Source organism: Buchnera aphidicola (Aphis craccivora) (genome assembly GCF_005082145.1).
GTDB lineage: Bacteria > Pseudomonadota > Gammaproteobacteria > Enterobacterales > Enterobacteriaceae > Buchnera > Buchnera aphidicola_U.
Window position 1 is genome coordinate 452,811 of sequence record NZ_CP034897.1, and the last position, 19,474, is coordinate 472,284.

A 19,474-nucleotide genomic window follows, 5' to 3' on the forward strand; every position below is an offset into this window, starting at 1 on the left:
AACCTACACTTTATTTTTTTATCTTCCAATGTGGAAAATGTTTTAGAATTAAATTATATAAATCTGATTCAAAATCTTTTACACTATTTTTAAAAATAATATTTTTATTTTTTAAAGATTTATTTATCATACCTGCTCCAACCGTGGTGTTTTTTAAAAAATCAATAAAAATTAAATTGCCTGTAAATTTATTTTTTTTATAATCATCAAATAACATAGCTTCACTAAATATAACTTTAACTCTACCAATACTATTTAATTCTAATGAATTAGATTTATTTTCAACTAAAGTGTTAATATTCATTTTAAATAAAATTTCTTTAATATAAGCACGTGTTTTTTTACCTGATAGTTTTACATTGTATGATTTACCTATTTTTAAAGGATCATCAGACATCCAAACAATATCAACAATAGCTTCTTGAGACGGTGCTAAATCAGAATTAACATTTACAAAAAAATCACCACGACTGATATCTATTTCATCTTTTAAAACTATTGTAATTGCTTGCCCAACATGTGCTATTTTTAAATCTTTATTAAATATTAAAATTCGAGAAACACATGAAGTAATATCAATAGGTAATATTTTTATTAATTGACCTACTTGAATTGTTCCAGAAAACAAAGTACCTGAATAACCACGAAAATTTGAATTTGGTCTATTTACATATTGAACTGGAAATCGCATTTCTTTTGAATTGATATTATCTTCAATTTCAATTGTTTCTAAAAGATTTAATAATGTACTACTTTTATACCACGTCATTAATTGATTTGAGAAAACAATATTTTCACCTGTTAATGCAGATATAGGAACAAAAAAAATTTTTAAATTTTTAGGAAGTTTTTCGGAAAATAAAAGAAAATTTTTTTTTATATTTAAAAAAATTGCTTCATTATAATCAACTAAATCCATTTTATTTACTGCAACTACTAAATATTTTATTCCAAGTAAAGCAGATATAAAACTATGTCGATAAGTTTGTTCTGACAATCCTTTTTTTGCATCAATTAAAATAATAGATAAATCACAAGTAGAAGCTCCTGTAACCATATTACGTGTATACTGTTCGTGACCTGGTGTATCTGCTATAATAAATTTTCGTTTATCAGTTGAAAAATAACGATATGCTACATCAATTGTAATACCCTGTTCGCGTTCTGATTGTAATCCGTCAACTATAAGAGCAAGATCAATATTTTCCCCTTGTGTTCCATGACGTTTACTATCTTTTTTTAAAGAAGACAATTGATCATCATAAATCTGCTTAGTATCATGCAATAAGCGCCCAATTAACGTGCTTTTTCCATCATCTACACTGCCACATGTTAAAAATTTTAATAAAGTCTTTTTTTCATTTAAATATATCCAATTTTGAAAATGATTATAAAAATCGATGTTTTTTGTATTAACATTAGTATTCATTTTTTTAGATTTAACCTATATTAAGCGTATTTTTAAAAATAACCTTGTCTTTTTTTAAATTCCATTGAATTTTTTTGATCATAATCAATGGATCGGCCTGTTCGCTCACTAGTTTTAGTTATTAGTGTTTCTTTAATAACATCTTCAAGAGTTTGAGCGGTTGATTCAATAGCGCTAGTTAAAGGCCAACAACCTAATGTTCTAAATCGAACCATTTTATAAGTAATTTTTTCATTTTTATTGATATTAATACGATCATCGTTAATGACTAAAAGAACACCATTTCTTTCTAAAACCGGGCGTATAGCAGCAAAATATAAAGGAACAATTTCAATTTGTTCTAAAAAAATATATTGCCAAATATCTAGTTCAGTCCAATTTGATAATGGAAAAACACGAATATTTTCTCCTTTATTTATTTGACTATTATAATTCCACCATAATTCTGGGCGTTGTTTTTTTGGATCCCATTGATGAAAGGAATCACGAAATGAATAAATTCGTTCTTTAGAACGAGATTTTTCCTCATCTCTTCTAGCTCCGCCAAATGCTGCATCAAACTTATATTTATTTATTGCTTCTTTTAATCCTTCCGTTTTCATTACATCAGTATATTTTGAATTATTATCTTTAAAAGGATCAAGACCTAATAATTTTCCTTGAATGTTGTAATGTACAATTAATTCTAATTTATCATTTTTAGCAACATGATCTCTAAAAGTATACATTTCTTTAAATTTCCAACCAGTATCTACATGCAATAGTGGAAAGGGAACACGTCCAGGATAAAAAGATTTTTTTGCAAGATGCAACATAACAGAAGAATCTTTACCAATAGAATAAAGCATGACAGGATTTTCAAACTCCGCCATCACTTCTCTCATTATATAAATACTTTCTGATTCTAATTGACGTAGATGAGTAGTGTTCTTTTTAAACATTATATTTCCTTATACGTTTATTATTGAAGAGGCAGTCTCAATATTGTTAAAATTAGTAAGATTTTTAAACCATTCTAGTTTTTTATGCAACAGAACTACTTGCCCAATAATTAGTAAAGTTGGACCTACAGTAAGTTTAAATATTTTATCAATTTCATCTAAACGTCCTATAATTACTTTTTGATTTATAGTAGTACCTTGACTAATAATCGCTATTGGAGTAGATTTTAAACGACCGTGTAAAATCAGTTGTTGAGAAATTTCTAAAGCTTTTAAACTTCCCATATAAACCACTAAAGTATAAGAAGGATCAGATAAAATAGACCAATTGTTTGAAATATTATTTATACATTTATGCCCCGTAATAAATATCACTCCTTGAGCGTAATCACGGTGTGTTAATGGTATACCAGCATAAGCAGAAACACCAATCCCAGCTGTAATACCAGGAATAACTTGAACATTAATATTTGCATTTTTTGCAGCTTCTAATTCTTCACCTCCTCGACCAAATATAAAAGCATCTCCTCCTTTTAAACGAACTACTCTTTTGCCTTGTTTAGCTAAAAAAATCAATAACTTGATAATTTTTTTTTGAGTAATACTTTTTAATCCAGCACGTTTTCCAACATAAATACATTTTGCATCTCTACGAATAAGATTTAATACATCTTGAGAAACTAAATTATCATACAAAACCACATCCGCTTCTTGCAATACTTGCAATGCTCTTAAAGTTAACAAATCACTATTTCCAGGACCGGCGCCAACTAAAATAACTTCTCCTATTAATATATTCGGTTTTTTAATCATTTTTTCTATAGTAGAAATTGCTTGTTTCTCTCTACCATTAATAATATGTTGAACAAAAATACTACTAAATAACTTTTCCCAAAAACGTTTTCTTTCTAAAAAATTAACAAATTTTTTTTTAACTATTTTTCTCCATTTTCCAGCAATATTAGCAATATCACCTAATCTTGTTGGCAATAGTGCTTCAATTTTTTCACGTAATAAACGAAGTAAAACTGGCGCTTTTCCGCTTGATGAAATAGCCACTACTATAGGAGAACGATCGATAATAGAAGGAAAAATAAAAGAGCATTTTGATTGATCATCTACTACATTGACTAATATTTTTAATTTATTGCATTCTTCAAAAATTATTTGATTTAATTGAGTATTATTAGTAGCTGCTATCACTAAAAAAATATTTTCTAAATAAACTATTTTAAATTCCTGAGAAATCCAAAATACTTTGTTTTGAGCTAATAAACATTTAATTTCTGAACATATATTTTTTGCAATAATATTAATAATGGCATTAGAACGTAATAATAATTTAATTTTATTTAAAGCAATATCGCCAGCGCCTACTACTAATACGTTTTTATGTTTTAAATCTAAAAAAATAGGTAGATAATCCACGTTAAACCCATAAAATATAATAAAAAATTTATATAAATTTTTAAAAACAAGAATTAACTGAATAATTTAAATTACTAACATTAATATTTCATAAATACTTATCAAAAGTAATTGAAATATTAATGTGTAAAATTTAAATATTTTAAATTTTATTCTTTAGTATTATGTAGTCCGCATTCACGTTTTAAACCAAAAAAACGTGTTTCTTCTTCAAGCATGCCAGGTGTATGTTTCTTAGTAGTATGAACGTCTCCTACAGATATATAACCTTCTTTTATTAAAGGATGATTATCTAAATTGTTATTTTTTATATATTGGTAAATTTCATGATTAGACCAATCTAAGATTGGAAGTATTTTAAATACTCCTTTTTGAATAGAAATATATGGTAAATTACTTCTACTTTGAGATTGCTGATGACGTAGTCCGGCGAACCATGTTTGTACTGATAATGTTTTTAAAGCTAAATTCATTGGTTCTATTTTGTTTATTTTATTATATAAATCAATCCCTTTTAACCCTTGTTCCCATAATTTTCCATATCTTGCTTCTTGCCATGCTGGCGATATTTCTGATCGAAAAATTTTTAAATTTAAATTTAATTTTTTTTTAATTGTATCAATAAAATGATATGTTTGAGGAAATAAATATCCGGTGTCAATTAATATAATTGGAATATTAGGTTCTTGTTTGACTATAAGATGCAATAATACAATTGATTGAACCCCAAAACTAGATGACATTACATGTATACCAGGTAGCTTCCTTAAAGCCCAAGATATACGCTCTTCAGCTGAATACTTTGATATTAGCATATTACATTCAGATAAAAGTTCTTTTTTTTTTGTCAAATCTAGAATATTTATATTTTTATAATCAAAATAAGACATTTTTTCTCACTGTTAATTCCAAAAGTCATGAATAGGATTGATTACTTCTTTCACAATTTTTTTTCTAATAATAAAGTCGCCAAAATGTTCATTTTCTTTCCGATAAATAGACCAATCTTTTATTAAAAATTCTAAATGTACTAAAATTTCTTTTTCTGTAATATTTTCTTTGTATATTTTCGGAATTCTAGTACCTATTCTGTTACCACCTATATATAAATTATATCTACCTATAGATTTCCCAATTAAACCAACTTCAGATAATAAAGATCTTCCACAACCATTTGGACATCCTGAGACACGTAAAATAATTATTTCTTTTTCCATGCTATATTTTAACATGATATTTTCTACTTTAGTAATAAAAACAGGCAACATACGTTCTGCTTCTGCCATTGCTAAAGGACAAGTTGGAAAAGAAACACAAGCCATAGAATTTTCACGTAATTTGCTATTTGTTTTAATTAATCCATAAGATATAGCAATATTTTCAATTTTATTTTTATTTTCATTTGATATTTCTGAAATAATTATATTTTGATTGGATGTTAATCTAAAATTACCTTTATGAACAGTTGCAATTTTAAGCAATCCTGATTTTAATAATTGATTATTATTATCACATATACGTCCATTCTCTACAAATATCGTTAAACTCCAATTGTTATTAATATCTTTTTTCCATCCTATTGAATCTCCTCTAGTGGTAAATAAATAAGAACGAATCGGTTCAAAAGTTATATTTGCTCTTTTTTCAACTTCTTTTTTAAATATTTTTAAACCTACATTTTGTATAGTATATCTAGTTTTTGCATTTTTACGATTAGTACGATTACCCCAATCTCGTTGTATTGTAACTATAGCTTGAGCAACGGATAAAGTTTTATCAAGAGTAATATAACCTAATTCTAATGCAAGAAAAGGCCAAGTTTGTTTATTTCCATGAGTAATTGATAATCCTCCTCCTATTAATACATTAAAACCTATTACTTTCTTATTTTCTATAATAGCTATAAAATTCATGTCATTTGCATATAAATCTACATCATTATGAGGAGGTATAACCACTGTTGTTTTAAATTTTCTTGGTAGATACGTTTTCCCAAGAATAGGTTCATGATCAGTACTAAAAACTTTTTTTTGATCTAACCAAATTTCTGCGTATGCTTTCGTATGAGGTAATAAATGATTAGAAATTTTTTGAGCCCACTCATAACATTCTTGATGAATTTTAGACTCCATAGGATCAGATGTACAAAGCACATTTCTATTAACATCGTTTGCAGTGCCTAAAGAATCTAAACCTATTTTATGCAATATTTGATGAATATTTTTTAAGTTTTTTTTTAAAATACCATGTATTTGAAAAGTTTGACGATTAGTTAATCGAATAGTTTTATATAATGTATTTTTGCTAACAAATGAATCAATTTTTAACCATTGTTCAGACGATATAACTCCACCAGGTAATCTACAGCGTAGCATCATAGCATGACGAGGTTCTAACTTTTGTTCATTACGTTCTATACGAAGATCGCGATCATCTTGTTGATACATACCATGAAATCGAATTAGCGAAAAATTATCTCCAGTAAAACCATTAGTAATTTCATTTTTTAAATCATCAGAAATAGTTCCTCGAAGATAGTTGCTATTTTCTTTAATATGTTCTTCTTTAGTAAGAGTCAAAGACGATTTATTAAAATTTTTTGTCATTAATATACATCCCTTTGATAACGTTTATTTAAACGTAAATTATTTAAAAATTCATTTGAATTTTCTATACTCATATTTCCATTTTTGCTTATAATACATAATAAAGCTTCTTCAACATCTTTTGCCATTTTAGAAGCATTTCCACATATATATATGTGTGCATTTTCTTCTATCCAATCCCATATTTCTTGTCCATTTTCTCTTATTTTATCTTGTATATATATTTTTTTTTCTTGATCTCTTGACCATGCTAAAGTCATTTTAGTAAGAAGCCCGTTTTTTAAATAGTTTTGCCATTCTATTTGATATAAGAAGTCTTCAGTAAAATTAGGATTACCAAAAAAAATCCAATTTTTCCCAGTAGCACCATCATTGTCTCGTTGTTGCATAAATGATCGATATGGAGCTATACCAGTTCCTGATCCAATCATAATAATTGGTGTTTTTGTATTTTTCGGTAATCGAAAATTATTATTTTTCTCAATAAAAATTTTTACTGGATCATTAATATTTAATAACTCTGATAAATAACCTGATGCTCCGCCTAAATGTAAACAATTAGATATAATTTTTTTAACAACACCAACTGTAATGTGAACTTCATCATTAGTTTCGGATTGAGATGAAGAGATAGAATATAATCTAGGAGTTAAAGGACGTAAAATATCAATAAATGCTTGAGAAGAAATTTTTTTAGGATAATCACTAATCATATTAACTAAAGGAGTATTTTTTACATAATTTGATAATTCTTCATCATTCAATATTATTTCTTTTAAAAATTTATTTTTTGTAATATCAGCATATTTCTTTACAAGATTCTTAGTATTATTAGTTAACTCAAAATGATTTTTTAAAGCATCAGAAATATTTATATTTTTATTTTTAATTTTAATTATATCAGATGTATTTATAGATAATAATTTTAATATCTTTTTTACTAAATCTTCACTATTTTGATACCATACACCAAGTGCATCACCAGGTGTGTATTTAAGATTTAAATCACTAATATTTAACTCAATATGACGAACATCTTTAATTGAATTTCGACCAGTAATTTTTTGATTAGTTAATATAGTTGCTGTAGCAGGATTATATTTCGTATATATATTAATATTATCAGAAAAAAAATCTTTTTTTGAAAAGTTAGACGTAGAACAGGATATATCTATTTTATTAATTAATACTAATAATTCTTTAGACCATTTAATATAATCATCTTCATATTCAATATCAACATCTAATCGATTAAGTAGTTTTTTGCCTCCTAATTCATTAAATCTTTTATCAAAATCTTTTCCAGCTTGACAAAATAAATCATAAGAACTATCTCCTAATGAAAAAACACTGTATTTAAGATCATTTAATTTAGGAGCTCTTTTTGACATAATAAATTTATATAAAGACAAAGCTTCTTCAGGAGGCTCGCCTTCACCTTGAGTAGAAATTATTAATATTAAAAATTTTTCATCTTTTATTTTTTTAAAATTATAATCAGAAGCACTAATTAAATAACTTTGTTTATTATTATCATTTAAATATTTGTTAAGACGTTCTGCAAGTGATCGCGCATTACCAGTTTGAGAAGCTGATATAATTGTAATAGTTGGGCTATCTATTTTTTTTTGCTCTGAAGATAAAATATTTTTATTTTTTTTAAAATTAGAATAATCTTGATTAGATAAATGCCAAAAATAACCCGAAAGCCAAGCAAATTGAATATTAGAGCAATTTTTTTCAAATTTTTTTAAAAGATCTATTTGCTCTAAGCTTAATGGAAACATAGAATCAAAAGGATTTTTATTATTCATTATACTAAATACCTAAATTTCATTAAATTAAAATTAAATATAACTAATTTAATATAATTTACAGAAATTATTAATTTTTAGCTACTAATAAAAAAATCAAAATTTGTATATAAAAAATAAAATTATATTATTTATTATTGTTTAATATATTAGAAAATATAAAATAATAATCTATTTACTTTTTTATTCAATTAATTTTATTTATGTTTTTATTACTTCATATTGGAATTCTAGATAATGAAGGTACTAACACAAATAGTTTGTTTGATATTCCATGTTCAATTTGATATAAAAACTATATTATTTTGATATTCGATGATATAAAAATAAATATTTTGTATATATTTATAAAATAATTCTAATTTTTTAAGTTCCACAAATAATTTAAAAATAACACCATAGATTTATTTTTAGAAATAAGGTAATTAGAACCTGTTTAAACTAAAATGAATTTGTTATTATTAGATGCATAAATTTATACCAGATCATCAATTAAAACTAAACTGAAAAAAATTAAATCATTATAAAATCTTATCAATTTGAGTTAATAAAAATATATTTCGAAAAAATAAAACTACCTATATATGACATTGTTGCGATAATAATCTACTTGTTTCATATAAGTTGCTTTTACCAATTATATTAATTCTAAAAATAAGTAAAATTCGTTTATTTAGAAACAATAAAATATAGTTTTTATAAAACAGATTCATTAAATAATGTTTATAAAAAGAATACTAACTATCTAATAAAAAAATATTTTTATTTAAAATAAAAAACAGTTTGATAATATTAAATAGTTTTAAATATAATCTTTTTGTAAAAGTGAATATTAAAATTTTAAATGAATAACTTTTTATTCATACTATTTTAGTAATAAAATATTATTAACGTTTATATTTTTTAAATTTTATATTTTAATATAATAATTTGAAATTAATACAGCACGACGTTTGAAAACTTAAATAGTACTCAATAATAAATATTATTATAATCTACTTTGAATGATTCAATTATTAATTTTTATCTTCAATTTAAAAATTTTGTAAATAATTTTTCGAATTTTCTTTTGAAAAACTTAAATTATCAAATTCTTTATTATAAAAATATACTACTACATTTCACCCTTGAAGAGACATAGAAACTTTTATATTAATAGATTTTTTTAAAAATATTTTTATTGTACTTAAATTTCCAATTTTTAAATGTAATTTTTCAATGTTTTTACAGTTTATTTTTAGTTTTATATGTAAATGAGAAATTATTTTTAATTATTGAACGAAATTTTGTAAAATATCTAGGTAAATCAGCGTGTACAATTAATCTTAAACATATTTTTCTAATTCACTAATTTAGTATATAATACTTTGATTTTCTTCATAAGATGACTTTTAAAAAATCTAATCATTTTTTAACTATTCTTAACTAATTTATAATTTTTAATGGATATATTAACCATCTATTTAGGAATCTTTTAACTATAAATGTTACTGCTTTATTTAATACATAAAATAAAGCATTATGATTTTCTCTAAAATATTTTAAATAATTTTAAAACTTTTACGAACACTGAATTTTATAAAAATATTATTTTTTATATAATTAAGTTTTATTTCTTAATGTAAGGAAAAAGATACACATGTATTAATTTAATGCGCTTTAATAAATATTCATTAAGACCTATAATAAATAATTTTTAATACTAAATCTTAAAATAAACGTTTTAAATTATAAATTTAATAACTTATACGAACTATATAAATCAAAATTTGATATCAAACAACCGCATAAGCAACGGTTTTTTGAAATTAATTAAGAACCCTTAAAATTATCTAGATACAATAATTTTTTTGGATTCATATGCTTAATCTTTTAAAGCAAATAGCTTACAATCTAACATTTAAAAAAATTAAAAAACCTAAAAAAATCCAAAATAGCATATTCAAATTTATTTTTTCTAAATTAATCTAATAAAATTATCTTATTATCTTCAAAAACTTCATCTATAATAACGCAAAGATTGATAGTTCAAAGTAATAGATTCTCTTAATTTCATAGCTTAGAAAGATAACATTCTGCAATATAAAATAAAATTTTGACTATTTGGTATAATGTTTTTATTTAAATAGCGTTTTTATTAATGTGATTTTTAAAAATTTAAAAATACGTTGTGTATTATCATAAAATAATTCATAAAAACCACCTATTTGTTAAAAAAATCACATATTAGGATATTTTGATTTTAATAAAAACATTGTTTTATCATTAGAATATGAATATTATTTTTATAAAGTAATTTTTTCATTATTTGATATTTAATTAATCTTAAAATTATTTAAAATGCGTCTTGATTTAAAAAAAAATATTAAGTTAAACTATTTAATATTATATAAAAATATTGTTTTTAAATAAATTCTTTTAAATAATATTTATTTTTCTAAGAATTAAAAAATAAATTTGGATCAAAAATGAAAAAAATATTAATTTTTTTATGTAGTATATTTTTTTCTTATACTACTTTGGCTTTAGAATTTACTAATACGAAAGAATACAACATAAGAAAAAAATATATTTCTAATACTCCTAAAATAATGCAATTTTTTTCTTTTTTGTGCCCATATTGTTATGAACTTGAAAAAACATATGATATTAGAAATTTAGTACGAAAAAAAATAAATAAAAATATAAGTATAAAAACATATCATGTTAATTTTATAGGAGGAGAACTCGGAAAAACATTAACAAAAATATGGATAATTGCAGAGCAAATGGGTGTTGAAGAAAAAATAATAATCCCTATTTTCAAAGGAATTCAAGAAACTCATACGCTAAAAAATATTGATAATATTAAAAGTATATTTTTAGAAAAAACAGGAATAAGTCTAGAAAAATATAATCAATTTTGGAATAGCTTTGTTATAAAGATATTAATTCAAAAAAATAATAATGATGTAAAAAAAACACAATTAAGTTATGTTCCGGCTATATTAATAAATGGAAAATATACAATTGAATATTCTCAATTAGAAATGCTTTTTAAAAAAAATTTTTCAAAAAAATATATAGAATTAATTAAATTTTTATTATTAATAAATAATAAAAATTAAAATTATATTTTTAATAAAATTCTTAAAAACTAATAAGATAAAAAAATGTATTATATAAAAAAGAAACCGGTAATTATAATAGATGGAACTTTGTATTTATATCGATCGTATTTTACTTTCCAATATTTTAAAAACGATCAAGAAAATCCATATGGAGCTATATATGGTATGTTAAAAACAATAAAAAATATTTTAGTCAAATACTATAATTCTAAAAAAATTATTATTATATTTGATTCATCTAAAAAAACCTTTAGAAATAAAATATTTACCGAATATAAAAACAATAGACCTAAAATGCCTAACGCACTTTATGTTCAAATACAACCTCTTTTTCATATATTAAAAGAAATTGGCATTAAAACTTTAAGTATTCCTGGAATAGAAGCAGATGATATTATTGGCAGTTTTGCGCATAAAGTTGAGAAATCTGGAGAACAAGTATTAATAGTAAGTCATGATAAAGACATGATACAACTTGTAACAAATAATATTAATATATTAAATATAAGTAATAATGAAATTATCACCCCAAAAAAAATACAAGAAAAATATGGAATTTATCCTCAAGAATTTATTGATCTTTTAGCACTTATGGGAGACAAATCTGACAATATTCCAGGAGTTCCCAAAATAGGCATAAAAACTGCTTTATTTTTACTTCAAAAATTTTCAAATATTCAAAATATTTATAATAATCTTGAAAAAGTGCAACTTTTATCTTTAAGAAATGCTAAAAATGTTTCAAATCAATTAAAAACATATAAAAATATTGCTTTTCTTTCATATAAATTAGCTCAAATAAAATTAGATATTCCTATATATGTAAATTCTAATGATATTATTTTAAAAAAAATATGTTTTGAAAAATTATCTAGCATGATTGAAAAATATAATATTAAACAAAAAAAATATTTATAAAAAGTTATTTTTAATTTAAAAATTATAGATTTTCTCTATACCAAATGCTTAATTGAGATTGCAATTTTTTAACACCTATTTTCTTAAACGATGAAAATAATTCAACATGTATTTCTTCTAAAAAAACTTTTAACTTTTTATGCACAATCTGAAATTGTGTTTTCTGTTGGCTTAATGTAAGCTTGTCACATTTAGTTAATAGTACAAAAATAGGTATGTTCTGGTCTAAGGCTATATTAATAATATATTGATCATAAACTTTTAAAGGATGTCTAATATCCATTAAAAACACTAAACCTTTTAAAGGTTTTCTTTTTCTTAAATAACTATATATTAATTTTTCCCATTTTAATTTAATTGATATTGGACATTTAGCGTAACCATAACCAGGAAGATCAACTATTCTAAAATTAGAAATAACTTGAAAAAAATTAATTAACTGAGTACAACCAGGTGTTTTACTACATCTAGCTAATTTTTTTTGATTTGTTAAAGAATTAATGGCGCTAGATTTTCCTGAATTAGAATATCCAATAAAAGCGATTTCAATACCATATTCAATATTTATATCAGAAATTTTAGAAACACTTTTTAAAAAAAAAGTTCTATTATAATTTATAATACTCAAAATTTAACCTTAACTTTTAAAATTAAAATTTATTAAAAACATTATATTTATACACTAAAAAATATATTTTTAGTATTAAAAGTTATCCTCAAAATTTAATCTTTTCTAATACTTTATTCAAAAAATCTAAATTATATGTAAATATTTTAAAAATAAAATTTTCAAGGAAAAAAAATGCATCAAAAAATAAGAAATATTGCAATTATAGCACATGTTGACCACGGAAAAACCACATTAGTTGATCAGCTATTGCAGCAATCAGGTACTTTTAAAAAACATGAAGAAAAAACTGAACGTATTATGGATTCTAATGATTTAGAAAAAGAACGAGGCATTACAATATTATCTAAAAATACTTCAATAAAATGGAAAGAATATAAAATAAATATTGTAGACACACCTGGTCATGCGGATTTTGGAGGCGAAGTAGAACGAGTAATGTCTATGGTAGACTCAGTTCTATTAGTAGTAGATGCTTTAGATGGTCCAATGCCACAAACACGATTTGTTACTCAAAAAGCTTTTAAATATGGTCTTAATCCTATTGTGGTAATTAATAAAATTGATCGAAAGAATTCTCGTCCTAATTGGGTTGTAGATCAAGTATTTGATTTATTTGTAAATCTTAATGCTAATGATTCGCAACTTGATTTTCCTATTATTTATACTTCTGCAATTTTAGGAACTTCAGGCGTTGATTATCTAAAATTAGAAAAAAATATGACACCTCTATATGAGGCGATTATTAAATATGTACCTGCTCCTAATGTAAATCCAAACGAAAAATTTCAAATGCAAATTTCACAACTTGATTATGATAATTATTTAGGATTAATTGGAGTTGGTAAAGTCAAACAAGGACATATAAAAAATAATGAATTAGTAACTATCATTGATCACTTAGGCAATCATAAAAACGGAAAAATTAGTAAGGTGCTAAATTATTTTGGAATAAAACGAATAGAAGTAGATAAAGGTGAAGCTGGCGATATCATTGCTATTACAGGTATCAATAAATTAAATATTTCTGATACAATTTGTCATCCAGAAAATTTAAAACCTTTACCAATATTAAATATTGATCAACCTACAGTAAATATGTTTTTTTCAGTTAATACATCTCCTTTTTCTGGAAAAGAAGGAAAATATATTACATCTCGTCAAATATTAGAAAGATTAAAAAAAGAAACCATGCATAACGTTGCTTTACAAATAAAAGAAACAAAAGATGCTAATATTTTTTCCGTATCTGGACGAGGTGAGTTACATTTATCTATATTAATTGAAAATATGCGACGTGAAGGATTTGAATTACAAGTATCTCGTCCAAAAATTATTTTTAGGAAAATAAATGATATTATACAAGAACCTTTTGAATATTTAACATTAGATATTGAAGAGAAACATCAAGGAAACATTATGCGATTTATAGGAGAAAGAAAAGGTGAATTAAAAAATATGGTCATAGACCCAAATAAAAGAGTACGTCTTGAATATATTTTATCAAGTAGAGCACTAATAGGGTTTCGTTCTGAATTTATGAGTATAACTTCAGGAACTGGAACATGTTGCGCATCTTTTAGTCATTATGAAAAAAACCAAAAAAATGAAATTGGACAAAGAAAAAATGGTGTTTTAATTTCAAATGGACAAGGAATAGCTGTAGGATTTGCGTTATTTAATCTACAAGAAAGAGGAAAATTATTTTTAGGACACGGTGCTGAAGTATACGAAGGTCAAATAATAGGGCTTCATAATCGCTCTAATGACTTGACTGTAAATTGCTTAACAGGAAAAAAACTAACTAATATGAGAGCTTCAGGAACTGATGAAGCTATAGTTTTAACAACTTATAAAAAATTTAGTTTAGAGGAAGCATTATCATTTATTAACGATGATGAATTAGTAGAAATTACACCGAGTTCAATACGTTTACGTAAACGATATTTAAAAGAAAGCGAACGAAAAAAATTTAATCGAAATAAAAACAATTTAATTAATTAAAATATTAAATTTTAAAAATTTTTATTAATTATATAATTCTATTTTATCAATAGAATTATATAAATAATTTTAAAATAAAATACATTTATATTATTAAAATGTAAAAATAATCTAAAAATTGTTTTTTAAATAAATCATTTTTATAAAATTAATTATTTAATAATTGAGAAATCAATATATTATGTTTCTTTTTTTGATGAAATAAACATAAATGTTCAGCAATAATAATAGTTTTTAAATCATTTATAGATTTCTCAAAATTATCATTAATAATTAAATAATCATACTCTGAATAATGATTCATTTCATCTACAGCTTTTTCCATTCTTTTCGAAATAACTATATCACTATCTTGACCTCTATCTCGTAATCTTTTATATAAAACATCTTTAGATGGAGGCAGTAAAAAAATACTTTTTGTATTAGGTATTTTATAGCGAATTTGATTAGCTCCTTGCCAATCAATATCAAGAAAAACATCAATACCAGACATTAACATTTTTTCAATAAATGCACGTGAAGTTCCATAGTAGTTATTAAATACTTTAGCATATTCTAAAAAAGATTCTTTTTGAATCATAATTCTGAATTCTTTTTTAGATATAAAATAATAATGTTTGCCATGAGATTCACCAGGCCTCATGATTCTAGTAGTATGAGATATAGAAACTTGAATGTTGTATAAACATTTAGTTTTTAATAATCCTTTAATTAAGCTAGATTTTCCTGTTCCACTTGGAGCTGAAATAATAAAAAGAATACCTTGTGACATAATTTTTTAAAAGTATTTTCTAAATTTTTAACAAGTATTTTTATTAATATAAAATATTATATATATAATATAATTTTTATAAAATAAAAATATTTAAAAAATGTTAATTTTTAATTAAAAAAATAGTTTTAAACCCACTAATTCTAAAAATATTTTTAATATTTACAGATTTATTTAATACCGCTTGTATCCAAATTTCATTGGAATAAAGATGAACTATTGCTAATAAATAACCAATTCTAAACCATTTTTTTAATATTTTTACTTTAATAATAGAGCCAATTTTAGGGTTTATTGACCCCTTACTTGACAATAAATACAATGAATGTTTATTTAAATTTTTATAAAAAACTTGAGCTATTATTTCTTGTCCATAATAACATCCTTTGTTCAAGCTTATAGCTTGAAGTTTATCTAAATTAATAGATTGTGGTAAAAATTTTTGCGACATAGTTTTTCCAATAATTGGATAACCTGCTTCAATATCTAACAATATCCATTGTTTACTATTGTTTAATACAATTTTTTCATTTATTTTTTGTTTTAATAATAAAAAATCTTGCAAGGATAAAACTAGTAAAAATCGTTCGCATGGATTTGAAAACCAAAGTATAGTTGTTTTTTTGTGAGAAACAACAGGGGTGCTATTATTTGGTATATTTATAAATTGTTTTGATAAAAACAATCTAGCATCTTTTCCAGATAAACCTAATAAAAAAACATCATCTAATTGATGTATTTTAACTTTTAAAAAAATAATGTATTTTTTAAATTCTTTGATTTGTAAATCAAATAAACTTTTTTTTATAATACAAGCATATCCTTTTCTATAATGAAATAACAACATAGTACTATAAACTTTTCCATTTAAATTACAATAAGCACATATTTTATGTTGTGTTTTTTCAAGATCATTTATATCAATTGTTAATTGATTTTGAAGAAATTTTTTACTATCAGAACCGTCTATATAAATAACAGACCATTTTTCAAGAGAAATTAACGCTAAAGGTAACTGAATAGATGAGTAAATAGCATTTTCTGAAAAATTAAATAACGACATTATTTCTCCTATAATACAGATAAAATATATCAAGTAAAAAAATAAATTTATATAATTAAAAGAATCTTATAAATTATTATTTATAATCAATTTTTAGAAGAATAACAAAATCATGATAGATATTAATATAATAAGCAATAAAATTGAAACATTAAATCATCGGAAAAATGATTTGAAGAGGTATCTTTGACTATGATACAAAAAAATTAAGAATTTCAGAAATTAACTTAGAGTTATTAACACCTGAAACATGGAAAATAAAACAATCTATACACAAATTAAACAAAGAAAAAAACTTATTAAATATAATTGTTGATAATATTAATAAAATTGAAAATGAATTGAAAGAAGCTTATATTTTTTTAGAGTTAGCTAAAGAAACAAAAGATAACACATTAATAAAAGATATTATTATAGAAATAAAAAAAATAGAAGAAAAAATCAAAAAACTTGAATTTTATCGTATGTTTTCAAAAAAAAATGACAATTGTAATTGTTATATTGATATACAATCTGGATCAGGTGGAACAGAGGCACAGGATTGGTCAAAAATGCTATTGAAGATGTACTTAAAATGGTCTGATAAAAAGGGATTTAAAACTGAAATTATTGAAGAATCTATCGGCGAAATAGTTGGTATTAAATCTGCTACAGTTCAGGTTTTTGGAGAATATGCTTTCGGATGGTTAAGAACTGAAACTGGTATTCACCGTCTGATTAGAAAAAGTCCATTTGACTCAGGAAATAGAAGACACACTTCATTTAGTTCAGTTTTTATATATCCGGATATAGAAGAAAAAGTTAATATTGAAATTTGCTTATCTGACTTAAGAATAGATGTGTATAGAGCTTCTGGAGCAGGAGGTCAACATGTAAACCGAACAGAATCTGCAGTTCGAATTACTCATATTCCTACAAACCTTGTTACTCAATGTCAAAGTAATAGATCTCAGCATAAAAATAAAGAACAAGCAATGAAACAAATGAAATCAAAATTATATGAATTGCAAGTACAAAAAAAAAGAAAAGCACAACAAAAAATAGAAAATAATAAATTAGATATTAGCTGGGGTAATCAAATACGTTCTTATATATTAGATCATTCAAAAATTAAAGATCTCAGAACTGGAATAGAAAAACATAATATACAATCCGTACTAAATGGTGATTTAGATGATTTTATTGAGCAAAGTTTAATATCAGGATTATAGAGGCTAAAATGTTTAAAGAAATAAATTTAACTAACAATATAAGTAATGAAAAAAAAATAAGAAAAGAAAAATTAATTGATATGAAAAAAAATGGATTTTCTTATCCAAACCACTTTAAAAAAACTATAAGTTCTATAAAAATACATAAATTATATGGAGAAAAAACAAGTAATGAACTTGAAAAAATAAGTATTCAAGTTTCTATTGCCGGTCGTATGATGCAAAGAAGGGTTATGGGAAAAGCTTCTTTTTTTATATTACAAGATATAGAAGGACAAATACAAGTATACATAAAAGAAAAATCAATTACACCTAAATTTTATCATGAATGTTTTAAAAAATGGGATATTGGAGATATTTTAGGAGTTAATGGTTATTTATTTAAAACAAAAACAAAAGAATTATCTATTTATGCTGAAAATATTATAATACTTACAAAATCATTAAGATCTTTTCCTGATAAATTTCATGGATTATCAAACCAAGAAAAACGTTATAGACAAAGATATTTAGATTTAATTAGTAATAATCAATTATATAATATTTTTAAAAATCGTTCAAATATTATTCAATTAATTCGAAAATTTATGATAGAAAATAAATTTTTAGAAGTGGAAACTCCTATGCTTCATAATATTCCTGGTGGGGCTTCTGCGCGTCCCTTTAAAACCTATCATAATGAAATTAATAAAACAATGTATTTAAGAATAGCTCCTGAATTATATTTAAAAAAATTAATTATTGGTGGATTTGAGCGTATTTTTGAACTAAATAGAAGCTTTAGAAATGAGGGGGTTTCTACAAGACATAATCCTGAATTTACTATGATGGAAGCATATATTGCTTATGCTGATTATCAATATATGATGAATTTTACAGAAAAATTATTAAAAACTATAATAAATTATCTATTTAATAGTAAAAAAATTAAATATAAAGAACATTATCTAAATTTTGAAACACCATTTTCTCAACTAACCATGAAAGAAGCTATTTTAAAATTTAATTTAAATATTCATCTCTCTGATTTAAAGAATTTAAAAAAAATTAAAAAAGTTGCAAATAATATTGGTATAAAAATACATGAAGAATGGCAAATAGGTAAAATAGAAAATGAAATTTTTGAAAAAACAGTAGAAAAACATTTAATTCAGCCAACTTTCATTACTGAATATCCAGTGGAAGTATCTCCATTAGCTAGACGTAATAATACCGATCCGAATATTACCGATAGATTCGAATTATTTATTGCAGGTTACGAAATAGGTAATGGATTTTCAGAATTAAATGATGCAAAAGATCAAAAACTTAGATTTTTAAATCAAATCAAAACGACAGAAAAAGAAAACAATAAAAATATATTTTATGATGCAGATTATATAGAAGCATTAAAATATGGATTACCTCCTACTGCAGGTTTAGGAATTGGAATTGATCGTTTAATCATGATTTTAACTAATCAAAAAAGTATTCGAGAAGTAATTTTATTTCCTACTTTACGTCCATCTTTAAAATAAAGATCATATTTTAAACAAAAATTTATATAGATT

Annotated in this window: 14 protein-coding genes; 5 read left to right on the forward strand and 9 right to left on the reverse strand. The window is 23.4% G+C overall.

All coding sequences use genetic code 11. From position 1 onward, the window contains the following. Positions 1 to 10: 10 nt before the first annotated feature. From cysN to D9V60_RS02180, 6 genes are all read right to left on the reverse strand, one after another. Positions 11 to 1,429, reverse strand: coding sequence for a sulfate adenylyltransferase subunit CysN (gene cysN, locus D9V60_RS02155; RefSeq protein ID WP_158360704.1), 1,419 nt, complete (start codon positions 1,427 to 1,429; stop codon positions 11 to 13). Positions 1,430 to 1,461: 32 nt separating this feature from the next. After that, complete coding sequence (gene cysD / locus D9V60_RS02160) at positions 1,462 to 2,370, reverse strand: sulfate adenylyltransferase subunit CysD (protein ID WP_158360705.1); 909 nt, start codon at positions 2,368 to 2,370, stop codon at positions 1,462 to 1,464. 9 nt (positions 2,371 to 2,379) lie between these two features. After that, positions 2,380 to 3,798, reverse strand: coding sequence for a siroheme synthase CysG (cysG, locus tag D9V60_RS02165; RefSeq protein WP_158360706.1), 1,419 nt, complete (start codon positions 3,796 to 3,798; stop codon positions 2,380 to 2,382). A 149-nt stretch (positions 3,799 to 3,947) separates the two neighbouring features. Next, positions 3,948 to 4,688, reverse strand: coding sequence for a phosphoadenylyl-sulfate reductase (locus tag D9V60_RS02170; RefSeq protein ID WP_158360707.1), 741 nt, complete (start codon positions 4,686 to 4,688; stop codon positions 3,948 to 3,950). A gap of 12 nt (positions 4,689 to 4,700) precedes the next feature. After that, positions 4,701 to 6,404 (reverse strand): assimilatory sulfite reductase (NADPH) hemoprotein subunit, encoded by a 1,704-nt coding sequence (cysI, locus tag D9V60_RS02175; protein WP_158360708.1) that lies wholly within the window; start codon positions 6,402 to 6,404, stop codon positions 4,701 to 4,703. Beyond that, a complete protein-coding gene (locus tag D9V60_RS02180) occupies positions 6,404 to 8,218 on the reverse strand; it encodes an assimilatory sulfite reductase (NADPH) flavoprotein subunit (RefSeq protein WP_158360709.1) in 1,815 nt (604 codons plus the stop codon). Before D9V60_RS02180 ends, cysI begins: the two co-directional genes overlap by 1 nt. 2,468 nt (positions 8,219 to 10,686) lie before the next feature. Between D9V60_RS02180 and D9V60_RS02185 the strand changes: the two genes are divergently transcribed. Next, a complete protein-coding gene (locus tag D9V60_RS02185; RefSeq protein WP_158360710.1) occupies positions 10,687 to 11,325 on the forward strand; it encodes a DsbA family protein in 639 nt (212 codons plus the stop codon). 45 nt (positions 11,326 to 11,370) lie between these two features. Further along, complete coding sequence (locus D9V60_RS02190; RefSeq protein ID WP_158360711.1) at positions 11,371 to 12,246, forward strand: 5'-3' exonuclease; 876 nt, start codon at positions 11,371 to 11,373, stop codon at positions 12,244 to 12,246. Positions 12,247 to 12,268: 22 nt separating this feature from the next. Here the strand turns inward: D9V60_RS02190 and yihA are convergent, their stop codons facing one another. Continuing rightward, positions 12,269 to 12,874 carry a ribosome biogenesis GTP-binding protein YihA/YsxC gene (yihA, locus tag D9V60_RS02195; protein WP_158360712.1) on the reverse strand — a complete coding sequence of 202 codons (606 nt, stop codon included), beginning with the start codon at positions 12,872 to 12,874 and terminating at the stop codon, positions 12,269 to 12,271. 174 nt (positions 12,875 to 13,048) lie between these two features. Between yihA and typA the strand changes: the two genes are divergently transcribed. Beyond that, positions 13,049 to 14,878, forward strand: a complete 1,830-nt coding sequence (typA, locus tag D9V60_RS02200) for a translational GTPase TypA (RefSeq protein WP_158360713.1) — start codon at positions 13,049 to 13,051, stop codon at positions 14,876 to 14,878. Positions 14,879 to 15,026: 148 nt separating this feature from the next. Here the strand turns inward: typA and gmk are convergent, their stop codons facing one another. Both gmk and ygfZ read right to left on the reverse strand, forming a co-directional pair. Then, positions 15,027 to 15,650 (reverse strand): guanylate kinase, encoded by a 624-nt coding sequence (gene gmk / locus D9V60_RS02205; protein WP_158360714.1) that lies wholly within the window; start codon positions 15,648 to 15,650, stop codon positions 15,027 to 15,029. Between the two features lie 103 nt (positions 15,651 to 15,753). Continuing rightward, positions 15,754 to 16,713, reverse strand: a complete 960-nt coding sequence (ygfZ, locus tag D9V60_RS02210) for a tRNA-modifying protein YgfZ (RefSeq protein ID WP_158360715.1) — start codon at positions 16,711 to 16,713, stop codon at positions 15,754 to 15,756. Between the two features lie 112 nt (positions 16,714 to 16,825). Between ygfZ and prfB the strand changes: the two genes are divergently transcribed. After that, positions 16,826 to 17,924 (forward strand): peptide chain release factor 2 gene (gene prfB, locus D9V60_RS02215; protein WP_180818825.1). Its coding sequence is split into 2 segments (ribosomal slippage): positions 16,826 to 16,900 and positions 16,902 to 17,924, totalling 1,098 coding nucleotides; the frame shifts between segments, so codons are not numbered across the junction. 8 nt (positions 17,925 to 17,932) lie between these two features. Next, positions 17,933 to 19,441: a lysine--tRNA ligase gene (gene lysS, locus D9V60_RS02220; RefSeq protein WP_158360716.1), complete on the forward strand. Its 1,509-nt coding sequence runs from the start codon at positions 17,933 to 17,935 to the stop codon at positions 19,439 to 19,441. Positions 19,442 to 19,474 lie beyond the last annotated feature (33 nt).

What these genes read in the sequence shown, in the direction of transcription:
- gmk (WP_158360714.1), bottom strand. Translation starts at nt 15,650, where the DNA reads ATGTCACAAGGTATTCTTTTTATTATTTCAGCTCCAAGTGGAACAGGA.
- D9V60_RS02170 (WP_158360707.1), bottom strand. Translation starts at nt 4,688, where the DNA reads ATGTCTTATTTTGATTATAAAAATATAAATATTCTAGATTTGACAAAA.
- ygfZ (WP_158360715.1), bottom strand. Translation starts at nt 16,713, where the DNA reads ATGTCGTTATTTAATTTTTCAGAAAATGCTATTTACTCATCTATTCAG.
- cysI (WP_158360708.1), bottom strand. Translation starts at nt 6,404, where the DNA reads ATGACAAAAAATTTTAATAAATCGTCTTTGACTCTTACTAAAGAAGAA.
- lysS (WP_158360716.1), top strand. Translation starts at nt 17,933, where the DNA reads ATGTTTAAAGAAATAAATTTAACTAACAATATAAGTAATGAAAAAAAA.
- D9V60_RS02185 (WP_158360710.1), top strand. Translation starts at nt 10,687, where the DNA reads ATGAAAAAAATATTAATTTTTTTATGTAGTATATTTTTTTCTTATACT.
- typA (WP_158360713.1), top strand. Translation starts at nt 13,049, where the DNA reads ATGCATCAAAAAATAAGAAATATTGCAATTATAGCACATGTTGACCAC.
- D9V60_RS02190 (WP_158360711.1), top strand. Translation starts at nt 11,371, where the DNA reads ATGTATTATATAAAAAAGAAACCGGTAATTATAATAGATGGAACTTTG.
- cysD (WP_158360705.1), bottom strand. Translation starts at nt 2,370, where the DNA reads ATGTTTAAAAAGAACACTACTCATCTACGTCAATTAGAATCAGAAAGT.
- cysN (WP_158360704.1), bottom strand. Translation starts at nt 1,429, where the DNA reads ATGAATACTAATGTTAATACAAAAAACATCGATTTTTATAATCATTTT.
- D9V60_RS02180 (WP_158360709.1), bottom strand. Translation starts at nt 8,218, where the DNA reads ATGAATAATAAAAATCCTTTTGATTCTATGTTTCCATTAAGCTTAGAG.